We start from the raw sequence: 15,494 nt of genomic DNA, 5'->3' as shown, positions 1-15,494 counted from the left end.
GTTTTACCGTGGTCAACGTGACCAATGGTGCCGACGTTTACGTGCGGCTTCGAACGTTCAAATTTTTCTTTAGACATGATATATCCTCAAACTTAAGTTAAAAGCCCGGCCTCGAAAGAACCGGACCAGACCTTACTTATTTAGCGTTACGCTCAGCCATTACTTTTTCAGCAATGTTGTTTGGTGCTTCAGCGTACTTCAGGAACTCCATAGAGTACGATGCACGACCCTGCGTCTGTGAACGCAAGTCTGTCGCATAACCGAACATTTCTGACAGTGGTACTTGAGCATTAACTGCTTTCAAGCCACCTGGAGCTTCTTCCATACCTTCGATAAGACCGCGACGACGGTTTAAGTCACCAACGACATCACCCATAGATTCTTCCGGAGTGATAACTTCAACCTTCATCATTGGCTCTAACAGAGCTGGGTTAGCTTGTAATGCACCTTTTTTGAAGGCCATGCTACCAGCAATTTTAAATGCCATTTCAGAAGAGTCGACATCGTGGTATGAACCATCATACAACGTCGCTTTAACACCCAGTACAGGATAGCCAGCCAAGACGCCTTGCTGCATCTGTTCTTGGATACCCTTGTCTACTGCAGGGATGTATTCTTTCGGTACAACACCACCAACAATTTCGTTAACGAATTTGTAAGTAACATCATCGCCGTTATCGTCTTCTTCGATAGTCATTGGTTCAAGTTTCAACCAAACGTGACCGAACTGACCACGACCACCTGATTGACGTACGAATTTGCCTTCGATTTCAACCGAGTTACGAATCGCTTCACGGTAAGCAACCTGAGGCTGACCTACGTTACATTCAACCTTGAATTCACGCTTCATACGATCAACGATGATGTCCAGGTGAAGCTCACCCATACCAGAGATAATTGTCTGGCCAGATTCTTCATCGGTTTTAACACGGAACGATGGATCTTCTGCAGCCAACTTACCTAAAGCAATACCCATTTTCTCTTGGTCAGCTTTAGTTTTCGGCTCTACTGCAACCGAGATAACTGGTTCAGGGAATTCCATACGCTCAAGTGTGATTTTATGAGCTGGATCACACAGCGTGTCACCAGTAGTAACGTCTTTAAGACCAATTAGTGCCGCGATGTCACCAGCGCGAACTTCTTTGATCTCTTCACGGCTGTTTGAGTGCATCTGCACCATACGGCCAACACGTTCTTTCTTGTTCTTAACAGGGTTAACAACACCGTCGCCCTGGTTCAATACACCAGAGTAAACGCGAACGAACGTTAACGTACCAACGAATGGGTCAGTCGCAATTTTAAATGCCAGAGCTGAGAATGGCTCTTCATCAGACGACTTACGTACGCCTTCAGATTCGTCATCCAAAATACCAGTAATAGGCTTAACTTCAGTTGGTGACGGCAAGTATTCAATAACAGCGTCAAGCACAGCCTGAACACCTTTGTTTTTGAACGCAGAACCACAAGCTACCAAGCAGATGTCGTTAGCCAGAGTACGAATACGCAAGCCTTGCTTGATTTCCGCTTCTGTTAACTCACCTTCTTCCAGGTATTTGTTCATCAGCTCTTCGTTAGCTTCAGCCGCAGCTTCTACTAACTCAGCGTGATATTTTTCACAGTCATCAACCATCTCGGCAGGGATATCTTCATAAGTGAATGAAGTACCCATGTCTTCTTCGCTCCAGTTGATGAACTTCATTTTAACTAAGTCCACTACGCCGCGGAAGTTGTCTTCTGCGCCTACTGGTAACTGCATCGGAACAGCCTGAGCCGCCAAACGCGTTTTCATTTGGTGAACAACAGATAAGAAGTCTGCGCCTGCACGGTCCATCTTGTTGACGAATACCATACGCGGTACTTCATATTTGTTTGCCTGACGCCAAACTGTTTCAGTTTGAGGCTGGACACCAGATGATGCACAAAGTACAACAACAGCACCGTCAAGAACACGCAGAGAACGTTCAACTTCGATAGTGAAGTCAACGTGTCCAGGAGTATCGATGATGTTTACACGATGCTCAGGGAACTGCTTGTCCATACCCTGCCAGAAACAGGTGGTAGCTGCCGACGTGATAGTGATACCACGCTCTTGTTCTTGCTCCATCCAGTCCATGGTGGCTGCACCATCGTGCACCTCACCAATTTTGTGAGACAAGCCTGTATAAAACAACACACGTTCAGTTGTGGTTGTTTTACCGGCGTCTACGTGAGCACAGATACCGATATTACGATAGCGCTCAATGGAAGTCTTACGAGCCACAATAAACTCCTTCTAGGTTAACTGTGAATTACCAGCGATAGTGAGCAAACGCTTTGTTTGCTTCTGCCATGCGGTGAACGTCTTCACGTTTCTTCACAGCTGACCCTTTGTTTTCCGATGCATCTAGCATTTCAGCTGCCAGACGCTGCGACATAGATTTTTCACCACGGGTGCGCGCTGCATCAACTAACCAGCGCATAGCCAGTGCGTTACGACGAACTGGACGAACTTCAACCGGAACCTGATACGTAGAACCGCCAACACGACGAGATTTAACCTCGACTGTAGGGCGAACGTTTTCTAATGCTGTATCAAAAACTTCCAGATGATCTTTACCTGACTTGTCTGCCAGGATGTCCAATGCACCGTAAATAATTTTTTCAGCGACTGCTTTCTTGCCGTCAACCATGACGACATTGATAAATTTGGCCAACAATTCTGATCCGAACTTAGGATCTGGAAGGATTTTACGTTGACCTATGACGCGTCTTCTTGGCATCTCAATATTCTCCGATTAATTCAGGGTATTACCCAAAACGTATACGACAGTTTGGCCTTACTAACGGAGAACCGTTAAGATTTAGGCCGCTTCGCGCCGTACTTAGAACGACCTTGTTTACGGTCATTAACACCAGAGCAGTCAAGTGCTCCGCGTACTGTGTGATAACGCACACCTGGCAAGTCTTTTACACGACCGCCACGAATTAGTACGACTGAGTGTTCTTGTAAGTTGTGACCTTCGCCACCGATGTACGAAGAAACTTCGTAACCGTTCGTTAAACGAACACGGCAAACTTTACGCATTGCTGAGTTCGGTTTCTTTGGCGTAGTTGTGTAAACACGGGTACATACACCGCGTTTTTGAGGGCACGCTTCAAGAGCCGGAACGTTGCTTTTCACAACGGGCTTTTGACGGCCTTTACGCACCAGCTGATTAACTGTTGCCATTCATTACTCCTAGTTTAGTTGATGTCGCTTTTTACCACGTGTATAGAGCGTGAAAAATCGCTTTCTTCCGACCACTGAAAGTCGGATCCCGAAAATCGGGAGCGGAAATTCTAATGGTCATATTTTCGCCTGTCAAGGCTATACAAAAGAAGCCGGCACTTTTACAGTACCGGCTTCTGTACACGAACGTTAAAAACGTTCGCTAATTATTCTGCAGAATCATCACCTGCAGAACTATTTCCAGCATTTAAGGCATCCGCAAGTTGTTGCTCTGCCTGCTCTGCAGTCATGGTTGGCTCGATATCAACATTCAGTTCATCCAGTCGACGCTGCATGCGCTCTTTGTGATATGAGTAACCTGTACCCGCAGGAATCAGACGACCAACAATTACGTTTTCTTTCAGTCCACGTAAGCTGTCTTTCTTACCACCAACTGCTGCTTCGGTAAGAACACGCGTTGTTTCCTGGAACGAAGCCGCTGAAATAAACGATTCAGTCGACAACGATGCCTTGGTAATACCCAACAACTGACGTTCAAACGTTGCTGGTTTCTTACCATCCGCTTCCGCTTTTGCGTTAGCGGCTAACACTTCTGACATTTCAACCATCTCGCCTTCCAGCAAGTTAGTATCGCCAGCACGTAAAATAAGAGCTTTACGCAGCATTTGACGAACAATAGTTTCAATGTGCTTATCGTTAATTTTTACACCTTGCAGGCGATAAACTTCCTGTACTTCATTAACGATATAGTTAGCCACAGCACTAACGCCACGTAGGCGGAGAATATCGTGAGGTGCTTCAGGACCATCGGCGATAACTTCACCTTTAGTCACTTGCTCACCTTCAAACACGTTCAGCTGACGCCACTTCGGAATCATCTCTTCGTGCTGATCGCCACCGTCTGTTGGGGTGATCAATAAACGGCGTTTACCTTTGGTTTCTTTACCGAAGGAAACTGTACCTGTTTTCTCTGCAAGAATTGCTGGTTCTTTTGGCTTACGCGCTTCGAACAAGTCAGCAACTCGTGGCAGACCACCGGTAATATCGCGAGTCTTAGAACCTTCCTGCGGAATACGCGCTAAGGTATCACCAATTCTAACCTCGGAATTATCTTCCAGGTTGATTATAGCGTTACCCGGCAAGAAGTATTGCGCCGGAATGTCAGTACCTGCGATGTTTACGTCGTTGCCTTTAGCATCAACCAACTTAACCATTGGACGCATGTCTTTACCGGCACTGGTACGTTGACCAGTTTCCAGTACAACGATGCTTGAAAGGCCAGTCAGCTCATCCGTTTGACGTGTCATAGTGACGCCATCAATCAAATCAACAAACTTAATGCGACCTTCTACCTCGGTGATGATTGGGTGCGTGTGCGGGTCCCAGTTAGCAACGGTTTCGCCGCCGTCTACTGAGTCGCCTTCACCTTTCTTCAGAACCGCACCGTAAGGTACTTTGTAACGTTCACGCTCACGACCATACTCGTCAATCAGCGTTAGCTCAGTTGAACGTGATGTTATAACGTGTGCTTTATCGCTGTTTACAACCCACTTGGCGTTGTGCAGCTTGATAGAGCCAGGGTTTTTCACCTGAATGTTGTTTTCAGCTGTTGCACGAGATGCCGCACCACCAATGTGGAAGGTACGCATGGTTAACTGTGTACCCGGCTCACCGATTGACTGTGCTGCAATAACACCAACCGCTTCACCCTGGTTAACCATGTGGCCACGAGCCAGGTCACGACCGTAACAGTGCGAACAAACACCAAAGTCTGTATCACAGGTGATAACCGAACGAACTTTAACTTCGTCGATAGAGTTCTCTTCTAACAAGTCACACATTTTCTCATCAAGTAATGTGTTTCTTGGAAGCAACTCTTCTTCGCTGCCAGGCTTCATTACCGGCTCACAAAGTACTCGACCCAGTACACGTTCACGCAATGGCTCTACCACGTCTCCGCCTTCAATCAACGGTTTCATGTAAAGACCTTCGTATGTGCCACAGTCTTCTTCCATGATCACAACGTCTTGCGATACGTCAACCAGACGACGCGTCAGGTAACCTGAGTTCGCTGTCTTCAGTGCCGTATCGGCCAAACCTTTACGCGCACCGTGCGTAGAGATGAAGTACTGAAGTACGTTCAAACCTTCACGGAAGTTAGCCACGATTGGCGTCTCGATGATTGAGCCATCTGGCTTAGCCATCAAACCACGCATACCAGCCAACTGACGAATCTGTGCGGGGCTACCACGAGCGCCTGAATCCGCCATCATAAAGACCGAGTTGAATGACGCTTGCTCTTCGTCTTCACCGTCTTTATTTTTAACGATTTCTTTCGACAGGTTATCCATCATTGCTTTCGAGACTTTCTCGTTAGCAGTTGACCAAATATCGATAACTTTGTTGTATTTCTCACCTGCAGTTACCAGCCCTGACTCGAACTGTTCCTGAATTTCAGCAACTTCATCTTCTGCTGCAGAAACAATTTCTTTCTTCGCTTCAGGGATAACCATGTCATTAATACCGACAGATGCACCTGAGACCATTGCATAATGGAAACCGGTATACATAATTTGGTCAGCAAAAATAACCGTATCTTTCAAACCAAGGTCACGGTATGCCTGGTTCAGCATACGACCAATTGGCTTTTTACCCATAGCCTGGTTGATCAGCTCAAACGGCAGACCTTCTGGCATAATCAGTGACAAAATGGCACGGCCACAGGTGGTATCGCGCAATTCTGTTTTCGTTGTACGGTTACCGTCTTCATCAATGGTGGTATCGGTGATACGCACTTTAACGCGACTGTGTAACTCGACTTGACCCGTACGATAGGCTTTTTCAACCTCGTTCGGATCTTTGAAAATCATGCCTTCGCCTTTACCGTTGATTTTTTCTTTGGTCATGTAATAAAGACCAAGTACAACGTCCTGCGAAGGAACGATGATTGGATCGCCACTTGCTGGTGACAGTACGTTGTTGGTAGACATCATCAACGCACGTGCTTCTAACTGCGCTTCTAGCGTCAGCGGCAAGTGCACAGCCATTTGGTCACCGTCAAAGTCGGCGTTATAAGCCGCACAGACCAATGGGTGCAACTGAATGGCTTTACCTTCAATCAGTACCGGTTCAAACGCCTGGATACCCAAACGGTGAAGTGTCGGTGCACGGTTAAGCAGTACTGGGTGTTCTTTGATGACTTCATCAAGTACGTCCCAAACTTCTGCCGTTTCGCGCTCAACCATTTTCTTCGCTGCTTTAATGGTTGTCGCTAAACCACGACGCTCTAATTTACCGTAGATGAACGGCTTGAACAGTTCCAGAGCCATCTTCTTAGGTAAACCACACTGGTGCAGGCGTAACTTAGGACCAACGGTAATAACCGAACGGCCTGAGTAGTCAACACGTTTACCCAGCAAGTTCTGACGGAAACGACCCTGTTTACCTTTGATCATGTCTGCCAAAGATTTCAGAGGACGCTTGTTAGAACCAGTAATAGCACGACCACGACGACCGTTATCTAACAACGCATCAACCGCTTCCTGAAGCATACGTTTTTCGTTGCGCACAATAATATCTGGTGCAGCAAGGTCTAATAAACGCTTCAAACGGTTGTTACGGTTAATAACGCGACGGTATAAGTCGTTAAGATCCGATGTCGCAAAACGACCACCATCCAAAGGTACCAACGGACGCAAGTCTGGTGGCAGGATTGGAAGTACTTTTAAGATCATCCACTCAGGCTTATTGCCTGATACCTGGAAAGCCTCTAGTAACTTCAGTCGTTTGCTGATTTTCTTACGTTTAGTTTCTGAATTAGTCTCAGGTAACTCTTCGCGCAACTTCTGAATATCGCCGTCGATATCCACAGCACGTAATAGATCCAGAACAGCTTCTGCACCCATTTTGGCGTCAAATTCATCACCGTGTTCTTCAAGTGCGTCTAAGTATTCGTCTTCTGTCAGAATTTGACCCTGCTCCAGAGACGTTAAGCCACCTTCAGTTACAACGTAAGATTCAAAGTAAAGTACACGCTCGATGTCACGCAGCGTCATATCCAGCATTAAACCAATACGCGAAGGTAATGATTTAAGAAACCAGATATGGGCAACTGGGCTCGCCAGCTCAATGTGACCCATGCGCTCACGGCGTACTTTGGTCAAGGTGACTTCTACGCCACACTTTTCACAAATAACACCACGGTGTTTCAGGCGCTTGTATTTACCACACAAGCACTCATAGTCTTTTACCGGACCAAAAATACGAGCACAGAACAAACCATCACGTTCAGGTTTGAAGGTACGGTAATTAATAGTCTCAGGTTTTTTCACCTCACCATATGACCAACTACGGATCATATCTGGAGACGAAAGAGCGATGCGAATACCATCAAACTCTTCTGCCTGATTCGTCGGCTTTAAAAGCTTCAGCAAGTCTTTCACGATTTATCTCCTGTCGGAGTTCAACCTACGGGGAGCGCAAGCACTCCCCCAATTTATTCCAGCAACAGCGTCTTAGTTCTGTTCTAGCTCGATATTGATGCCCAGCGAGCGGATTTCTTTCAACAATACGTTGAAGGATTCCGGCATGCCCGCTTCCATCTGCAAGTTGTTGTCGACAATGTTTTTGTACATCTTCGTACGACCGTTCACGTCGTCCGACTTAACTGTCAACATTTCTTGCAAGGTATAAGCCGCACCATATGCTTCCAGTGCCCACACTTCCATCTCACCGAAGCGCTGACCACCGAACTGAGCTTTACCACCCAGTGGTTGTTGAGTAACCAAGCTGTACGAGCCAGTTGAACGTGCGTGCATCTTATCGTCAACCAAGTGGTTCAATTTGAGCATGTACATGTAACCAACAGTTACGTCACGTTCAAATTTATCACCAGTACGACCGTCAAATAACGGAATCTGACCTGATTCAGGTAAGTCTGCCAGCTTCAACAACGCTTTAATTTCTTCTTCCACTGCACCATCAAATACTGGTGTAGCAGTAGGCAGACCCGCTTTCAAGTTACCGGCTAAGCGCATGACTTCATCATCAGAAAACTCACTAATGTCGACTTTCTGGCGACATTCGCCTAAGTCATACACTTGCTGTAAGAAATCACGCAATTCTTTGATAGCACGCTGCTGTTTCAGCATCTTATCAATCTTGCTACCGATACCGCGCGCAGCCATACCTAAGTGAGTTTCCAGAATCTGACCGATGTTCATCCGCGAAGGTACACCCAACGGGTTCAATACGATATCTACTGGGTTACCTTCATCATCGTGCGGCATGTCTTCCACAGGGATGATAGTTGAGATAACACCTTTGTTACCGTGACGGCCAGCCAGTTTATCACCAGGCTGAATGCTACGACGGACTGCTAAGTAAACTTTAACGATTTTCAGAACACCCGGCGCTAAATCATCGCCTTGAGTGATCTTGCGACGTTTAGTCTCAAACTTAGTGTCGAAGTCATCGCGAATTTGCTGATATTGCTCAGCAATTTGCTCAAGTTGAGCCTGAGCGTCTTCGTTACCTAAGTCTTGAGTTAACCAGCTTGCACGATCCACACTTGCCAGCTTGGCTTCATCAAAGCCATTACTTAGCAACAGGTTACGAGCACGGTTGTAGATACCTTCTTCAAGAATCTTAAATTCTTCTGTCAGGTCCTTCTTAACCTTAGCCAGCTGCATTTCTTCAATCGCTACCGCACGCTTATCTTTTTCTACGCCGTCACGAGTGAATACTTGCACGTCAATAACAGTACCGTTAACACCATTTGGAACACGCAGTGAACTGTCTTTAACATCAGACGCTTTCTCACCGAAGATTGCTCTCAAAAGCTTCTCTTCAGGCGTTAACTGAGTTTCACCTTTAGGCGTTACTTTACCAACCAGAATGTCGCCGCCGTTAACTTCTGCACCGACATAAACAACACCGGATTCATCCAGCTTGCCTAATGCAGATTCACCAACGTTTGGTATATCAGAGGTAATTTCCTCAGCACCCAATTTGGTATCACGAGCAACACAGTTTAATTCTTGAATATGGATGGTTGTCATCCGATCTTCTTGCGCTACGCGCTCAGAAATCAGAATCGAATCCTCGAAGTTATAACCATTCCAAGGCATGAAGGCCACGCGCATGTTCTGACCCAGTGCGAGTTCACCTAAGTCAGTTGACGGACCGTCAGCTAAAACGTCACCGCGAGTCACAGGTTCGCCTGGATTCACAGTGGGTTTCTGGTTAATACAAGTGTTCTGGTTAGAACGCGTGTATTTGGTCAGGTTATAAATGTCGATGCCCGCTTCACCCGGAACCATCTCTTCTTCGTTAACCTTAACAACGATACGACTGGCATCTACGTAGTCGACCACACCACCACGCTTAGCAACAACGGTAACACCGGAGTCAACTGCGATTGTGCGTTCGATACCAGTACCAACTAACGGCTTATCAGCGCGTAAAGTCGGTACAGCCTGACGTTGCATGTTCGAGCCCATCAAGGCTCGGTTAGCATCATCGTGTTCCAGGAACGGAATCATGCTTGCTGCAATAGAAACGATCTGCTGTGGGGCAACATCCATGTACTGGACCTGCTCTTTACTCATCAGCGTAAATTCGTTTTTATGACGGCATGGCACTAAATCTTCTGTCAATTCGCCTTTGTCGTTCAGCCCTACGTTCGCCTGAGCGATAACATAGTTGCCTTCTTCAATAGCCGACAAGTAATTAACATCGTCTGTTACAACACCATTCTCTATACGACGATAAGGCGTTTCTAAAAAGCCATATTCGTTGGTACGCGAGAACGTAGACAGCGAGTTAATCAGACCGATGTTCGGTCCTTCCGGCGTTTCGATTGGGCACAAACGACCATAGTGCGTTGGGTGTACGTCACGAACTTCGAAGCCTGCACGTTCACGAGTCAAACCACCCGGACCTAACGCAGAGATACGACGTTTGTGCGTCACTTCTGACAATGGGTTGTTTTGGTCCATGAATTGCGACAGCTGGCTTGAGCCAAAGAACTCTTTAACCGCGGCACTAATTGGCTTCGCGTTGATAAGATCCTGTGGCATGGTGTTATCTAAATCACCCAGCGACAAGCGTTCTTTTACTGCACGTTCTACACGTACCAAACCAACACGGAATTGGTTTTCTGCCATTTCACCGACTGAACGGATACGGCGGTTACCCAGGTGATCAATGTCATCAACTTCATCTAAACCGTTACGGATTTCGATGAGCTTTTTCATGACATCAACGATGTCTTCTCTGGATAACGTATTATCACCACTTAAGTCATCACGACCTAAACGACGATTAAACTTCATGCGACCGACTGTTGATAAATCGTAGCGTTCTTCACTGAAGAACAAGTTATCAAACAGAGTTTCTGCAGCTTCACGCGTTGGTGGCTCGCCCGGGCGCATCATGCGGTAGATTTCAACTAAGGCTTCTAAGCGATTGTTACTTGAATCTACACGCAAGGTTTCGCTCATGTATGGACCATGGTCCAAATCATTGACGAACAGCGTTTCAATTTTCTTAATACCAGCTTCGCTAAGCTCAGCGATAAGCTCAAGAGTCAGCACATCGTTAGCATGGCCAACAACTTCGCCGGTTTTCTTGTCGGCATAGTCTTTCGCTAATACTTTTCCAACCATGTATTCAGCCGGCACTTCCATTTCTTTAATACCCAGCTGTTCAAGCTGGCGAATATGGCGTGCGGTGATACGACGGCCTTTTTCGACCAAAACTTCGCCTTCAGCGCCTTTAATGTCAAACTTGGCGGTTTCGCCACGCAGACGCTCAGGCACTAACTGCATCTTCACCTTAGTTTTAAGGATCTCGAAGTAAGTAGTGTCGAAGAACATATCGAGGATTTCTTCAGTGCTGTATTCCAATGCACGAAGAATAATAGACGCCGGTAATTTACGACGACGGTCGATACGTACAAAAACGTTGTCTTTAGGATCAAATTCAAAATCCAACCAAGAGCCACGGTAAGGAATAACACGCGCGTTATACAGGACTTTACCTGACGAGTGAGATTTACCTTTATCGTGATCAAAGAACACACCAGGTGAACGGTGGAGCTGAGAAACGATAACTCGCTCTGTGCCATTGATAACGAAAGTTCCGTTTTCTGTCATTAACGGAATTTCGCCCATGTACACTTCTTGTTCTTTAATGTCTTTAACTGTACCGGCAGCTGCTTCTTTATCAAACAGCACCAGACGCAGTTTCACACGCAATGGTGCTGAGTAGGTAATGCCACGGATTTGACATTCTTCAACGTCAAACGCCGGCTCACCCATGTGATAACTGACGTACTGCAGTTCCGCATTACCAGAATAACTGGCAATAGGAAAAACCGAACGAAAAGCCGCTTCCAGACCATTATTGGCTTCTGGATCGACTTCAATAAATTTCTTAAATGAATCAAGCTGCATAGACAGCAAATAAGGAACTTCTAAGACCTGAGGTCGTTTACCGAAATCCTTACGAATACGTTTTTTTTCAGAGTAGGAGTACGCCATGGGGTTCCTCAGCTAGCTGATTGATGACCCTAACCAACGAGTGGTTCGATGGTTAAAAACAGATTAATCTTTTATCTGTCGATCCCGTTGTTATCTTTTTTCGCTTATCTGTATCCAACGTCGGGCAAAATGATACAAGCGATACAGCGCAAAAAGGCTGGTGGTTAATTAACCACCAGCCCAAGGCCTAAAAGGCCATATGTCGTACAAAAGTGAAATTACTTAACTTCAACTTCCGCACCAGCTTCTTCAAGCTGCTTTTTCAGCTCTTCAGCTTCGTCTTTGCTTACACCTTCTTTGACTGCTACTGGTGCAGACTCAACCATAGCTTTAGCTTCTTTCAAGCCAAGGCCAGTTGCGCCGCGAACAGCTTTGATAGCGGCAACTTTGTTAGCGCCAGCTGCTTTCAGCATTACGTCAAATTCAGTTTTCTCTTCAGCTGCTGCTTCGCCGCCTGCTGCTGGAGCAGCTACTGCTACTGCTGCAGATGCGTCAACGCCGAATTTTTCTTCAGCTGCTTCGATCAATTCAACCAGTTCCATTACTGGCATTTCAGCGATCGCGTTTAAGATGTCGTCTTTAGTCAGAGCCATTACTCTAAACTCCTGGGTTGATAATTACAAAAAATGGTTAAAAAAACCAACGTATTATTTAGCGTCTTTAATTGCAGCCAACGTTCTAACGAACTTGCTAGGTACTTCGTTAACAGTTTTAACGAATTTGCTAACAGGTTCTTTGAAGGTGGCGAGCAATTTAGCCAATGCTTCGTCACGAGTCGGAAGTGAAGCAACTGCATCCAGTTTTTCTGGACCCATGATGCCATTACCGATTGACAGAGCTGTCACTTGCAAGTTCTTGTTTTCTTTTGAGAAGTCTTTGAACAAACGAGCTGATGTGCCCGGTGCGTCCATTGAAAACCCATAAACAAGAGGTCCTTTAAGTGCATCGCCCATGTCTTCAAACTGTGTGCCTTCAAAAGCGCGTTTTGCTAGTGTATTTCGTACAACTTTAACGAAAATACCCTGCTCACGAGCTTTCTTGCGCAGCGCAGTCATATCGGCTACTTCGATGCCTCGATATTCAGCAACGGTGACGGCTAGCGCATTTGAAGCAACTTCGTTAACTTCCTTAACGATGGCTTTCTTTCCGGCTAAACCAATTGCCACTGATATCACCTCGTTTTCAATTTGGGACCGAAGTCCCTCGTTACAATTAGGTGGGATAAACCCACCGCGTTGTCACGGTGATTCTCTACCCAGAGAGCCTGAGTCGGATATCACCATCTGCGTAGGAAATTAAGTGCCACTACCCAATACTCCGGGATACTCGCGGTACACCTACGGTCTTGGACGGGAGCCTTGCTTTGTTGCGACTTAGCAACGCCGCGGCAGCTCCAACCCATAAACCATTACATTAACCGAACTGAGCGAATTAAACCGCTGCTACAGTTGCCTGGTCAATGCTTACACCAGCGCCCATCGTTGTAGACAAGCTGATGCGTTTTAAGTAAACACCTTTAGCTGATGAAGGCTTCGCTTTCTTAAGAGCGGCCAACAAGGCTTCAAGGTTTTCTTTCAATTTGTCGTTATCGAAATCTACACGGCCGATTGTTGCGTGAACAATACCGTTTTTGTCGTTACGATAGCGAACCTGACCTGCTTTAGCGTTTTTAACCGCTGTTGCTACGTCAGGTGTTACAGTGCCTGTTTTCGGGTTAGGCATCAGGCCGCGTGGACCTAAGATTTGACCTAATTGACCGACAACACGCATTGCGTCAGGCGAAGCCACGACTACGTCGAAGTTCATCTCGCCTTTCTTAACTTGCTCTGCCAGGTCTTCCATACCAACGATGTCTGCACCGGCTTCTTTCGCTTTCTCTGCATTGTCACCTGAAGTGAATACAGCGACGCGAACGTCACGACCAGTACCGTTTGGCAGTACAGTAGCACCACGAACGTTTTGGTCAGATTTACGAGCATCGATGCCTAAGTTTACTGCGACATCAACACTTTCAGTGAATTTTGCTGTTGCTAACTCTTTTAACAGAGTGATAGCTTCATTCACATCGTAATCACGGGCTTCAACTTTCTCTGCGATCATACGAGCGCGTTTTGTTAATTTAGCCATTGATTAGCCCTCCACGTTCAAGCCCATCGCACGAGCAGAGCCGGCGATAGTGCGTACAGCTGCGTCCATATCGGCAGCAGTCAAGTCAGGTTCTTTAGTCTTAGCAATTTCTTCTAATTGCGCGCGAGTTACCGTACCAACTTTCTTGGTGTTTGGCTCGCCTGAACCACTTTTGATACCAGCCGCTTTCTTCAATAAGAAAGACGCAGGAGGTGTTTTAGTAATAAATGTGAATGAACGGTCTTCGAATACTGTGATTTCAACAGGAACCGGAGCACCTTTTTCAAGGCTATCGGTTTGCGCGTTGAACGCTTTACAGAATTCCATGATGTTCACACCGTGCTGACCCAATGCAGGACCAACTGGCGGTGACGGGTTAGCTGAACCAGCAGCTACCTGTAATTTGATAATGGCCGATACTTTCTTCGCCATGATAATTACCTCTGTTGTGGGTTTAACGCCTCGTAACTTTTCAGAGGAAAGTTACTCTAACGGCTTCCCGTTAAAAAAGGACGCGAATTATAAGTGACTTCGCGCCATAGATCAATCATTGTCTTGCTGCTTTTTTGATCAAGCTTTCTCTATCTGACCAAACTCAAGCTCAACTGGCGTTGCGCGGCCAAAGATTGAAACAGAAACCGTTACACGGCTTTTCTCGTAATCAACCTCTTCAACCGTACCGTTGAAGTCAGCAAAAGGTCCGTCGTTGACGCGAACCACTTCGCCTGGCTCAAACAAGGTCTTAGGCTTAGGCTTGTCTGCAGAATCTTGTAAGCGATCCAGAATAGCGTCAGCTTCTTTCTTGGAGATAGGGGTTGGGCGGTCACTGCTGCCACCGATAAAACCAAGTACGCGGGGCACGCTTTTAATTAAGTGCCATGCATCTTCGTCCATGTCCATTTCGACCAAAACGTAACCTGGGAAGAATTTACGCTCGCTTTTGCGACGAACGCCACCGCGCATTTCAACCACTTCTTCTTTCGGTACAAGAATTTCGCCGAACTTGTCTTCCATACCATGCATTTTGATATGTTCTTTCAGAGACTCGGCAACACGTGCCTCATAACCGGAAAAAGCTTGTACGACGTACCAACGTTTCTTATCGCTCATGGTTAAATCTCCAATCCGGTTAAGAAGCCAACCACACGAACCAGGATGCCATCAAGGCCCCAAAGAATAAGTGCAACAATAACAGTGGCAACAATAACTATAAGCGTGGTCTGAGTTGCTTCCTGACGCGATGGCCAAACAACCTTTCTTACTTCGGTGCGGCTTTCTTTAGCAAACGACAGAAAGGTTCTTCCTTTCGTCGTCGTGCTCGCAAAGAAACCTGCTAAGGCCACTAAAACAACCACAGCAATAGCGCGATATAAAACCGACACTTCTTCTGTGTAATAGTGATTACCGCCAATAGCAACAACTAAAAGGGCGATTGCGATTATCCATTTCAAACTGTTCAACGAACTGCTCTGCGTCTCGTTATTTGCGCTCATTCTTTAATCCTAGTTGCGACCGGTCTTCGCTTTGAATCAATAAAATCTGGCAGGGGCGGAGGGATTCGAACCCCCAACCGTCGGTTTTGGAGACCGCTGTTCTACCAATTGGAACTACGCCCC

At 46.4% G+C, this 15,494-nt stretch carries 11 protein-coding genes; all 11 read right to left on the bottom strand.

Annotated features, from left to right (window positions below):
- Window positions 1–136 precede the first annotated feature (136 nt).
- The 11 genes from fusA to secE all read right to left on the bottom strand — a co-directional run bounded on the left by fusA (window position 137) and on the right by secE (window position 15,371).
- Window positions 137–2,260, bottom strand: coding sequence for an elongation factor G (gene fusA / locus ACP7FG_RS12915; RefSeq protein WP_199495182.1), 2,124 nt, complete (start codon window positions 2,258–2,260; stop codon window positions 137–139).
- A gap of 28 nt (window positions 2,261–2,288) precedes the next feature.
- Window positions 2,289–2,759 carry a 30S ribosomal protein S7 gene (gene rpsG / locus ACP7FG_RS12910; protein WP_054491331.1) on the bottom strand — a complete coding sequence of 157 codons (471 nt, stop codon included), beginning with the start codon at window positions 2,757–2,759 and terminating at the stop codon, window positions 2,289–2,291.
- A 74-nt stretch (window positions 2,760–2,833) separates the two neighbouring features.
- Complete coding sequence (gene rpsL, locus ACP7FG_RS12905) at window positions 2,834–3,208, bottom strand: 30S ribosomal protein S12 (protein WP_006956845.1); 375 nt, start codon at window positions 3,206–3,208, stop codon at window positions 2,834–2,836.
- Between the two features lie 206 nt (window positions 3,209–3,414).
- Window positions 3,415–7,650: a DNA-directed RNA polymerase subunit beta' gene (gene rpoC, locus ACP7FG_RS12900; protein ID WP_199495183.1), complete on the bottom strand. Its 4,236-nt coding sequence runs from the start codon at window positions 7,648–7,650 to the stop codon at window positions 3,415–3,417.
- A gap of 72 nt (window positions 7,651–7,722) precedes the next feature.
- Complete coding sequence (gene rpoB, locus ACP7FG_RS12895; RefSeq protein ID WP_054491333.1) at window positions 7,723–11,751, bottom strand: DNA-directed RNA polymerase subunit beta; 4,029 nt, start codon at window positions 11,749–11,751, stop codon at window positions 7,723–7,725.
- A 218-nt stretch (window positions 11,752–11,969) separates the two neighbouring features.
- Window positions 11,970–12,344 carry a 50S ribosomal protein L7/L12 gene (rplL, locus tag ACP7FG_RS12890; RefSeq protein WP_054491334.1) on the bottom strand — a complete coding sequence of 125 codons (375 nt, stop codon included), beginning with the start codon at window positions 12,342–12,344 and terminating at the stop codon, window positions 11,970–11,972.
- Window positions 12,345–12,398: 54 nt separating this feature from the next.
- Window positions 12,399–12,917, bottom strand: a complete 519-nt coding sequence (rplJ, locus tag ACP7FG_RS12885) for a 50S ribosomal protein L10 (protein ID WP_054491335.1) — start codon at window positions 12,915–12,917, stop codon at window positions 12,399–12,401.
- A 265-nt stretch (window positions 12,918–13,182) separates the two neighbouring features.
- Window positions 13,183–13,878, bottom strand: coding sequence for a 50S ribosomal protein L1 (gene rplA, locus ACP7FG_RS12880; RefSeq protein WP_054491336.1), 696 nt, complete (start codon window positions 13,876–13,878; stop codon window positions 13,183–13,185).
- A 3-nt stretch (window positions 13,879–13,881) separates the two neighbouring features.
- Window positions 13,882–14,310, bottom strand: a complete 429-nt coding sequence (rplK, locus tag ACP7FG_RS12875; protein WP_011233603.1) for a 50S ribosomal protein L11 — start codon at window positions 14,308–14,310, stop codon at window positions 13,882–13,884.
- A gap of 138 nt (window positions 14,311–14,448) precedes the next feature.
- Window positions 14,449–14,988: a transcription termination/antitermination protein NusG gene (nusG, locus tag ACP7FG_RS12870; RefSeq protein WP_054491337.1), complete on the bottom strand. Its 540-nt coding sequence runs from the start codon at window positions 14,986–14,988 to the stop codon at window positions 14,449–14,451.
- Between the two features lie 2 nt (window positions 14,989–14,990).
- Entirely contained in the window at window positions 14,991–15,371 is a 381-nt protein-coding gene (gene secE / locus ACP7FG_RS12865) for a preprotein translocase subunit SecE (protein ID WP_054491338.1), read from the bottom strand.
- Between the last annotated feature and the right edge of the window lie 123 nt (window positions 15,372–15,494).

It is taken from the genome of Idiomarina sp. ST10R2A5 (assembly GCF_051842325.1).
In the GTDB taxonomy this organism is placed as follows: Bacteria; Pseudomonadota; Gammaproteobacteria; order Enterobacterales; family Alteromonadaceae; genus Idiomarina; species Idiomarina abyssalis.
The sequence above is the reverse complement of the archived record's forward strand: the minus strand, read 5'-3'. Positions and strand labels throughout refer to the sequence as shown.

Excerpts from the sequence above, each read along its gene's own strand:
- rpsG (WP_054491331.1), bottom strand. The coding sequence starts at position 2,759 with ATGCCAAGAAGACGCGTCATAGGTCAACGTAAAATCCTTCCAGATCCT.
- rpsL (WP_006956845.1), bottom strand. The coding sequence starts at position 3,208 with ATGGCAACAGTTAATCAGCTGGTGCGTAAAGGCCGTCAAAAGCCCGTT.
- rpoB (WP_054491333.1), bottom strand. The coding sequence starts at position 11,751 with ATGGCGTACTCCTACTCTGAAAAAAAACGTATTCGTAAGGATTTCGGT.
- rplL (WP_054491334.1), bottom strand. The coding sequence starts at position 12,344 with ATGGCTCTGACTAAAGACGACATCTTAAACGCGATCGCTGAAATGCCA.
- rplA (WP_054491336.1), bottom strand. The coding sequence starts at position 13,878 with ATGGCTAAATTAACAAAACGCGCTCGTATGATCGCAGAGAAAGTTGAA.
- rplK (WP_011233603.1), bottom strand. The coding sequence starts at position 14,310 with ATGGCGAAGAAAGTATCGGCCATTATCAAATTACAGGTAGCTGCTGGT.
- nusG (WP_054491337.1), bottom strand. The coding sequence starts at position 14,988 with ATGAGCGATAAGAAACGTTGGTACGTCGTACAAGCTTTTTCCGGTTAT.
- secE (WP_054491338.1), bottom strand. The coding sequence starts at position 15,371 with ATGAGCGCAAATAACGAGACGCAGAGCAGTTCGTTGAACAGTTTGAAA.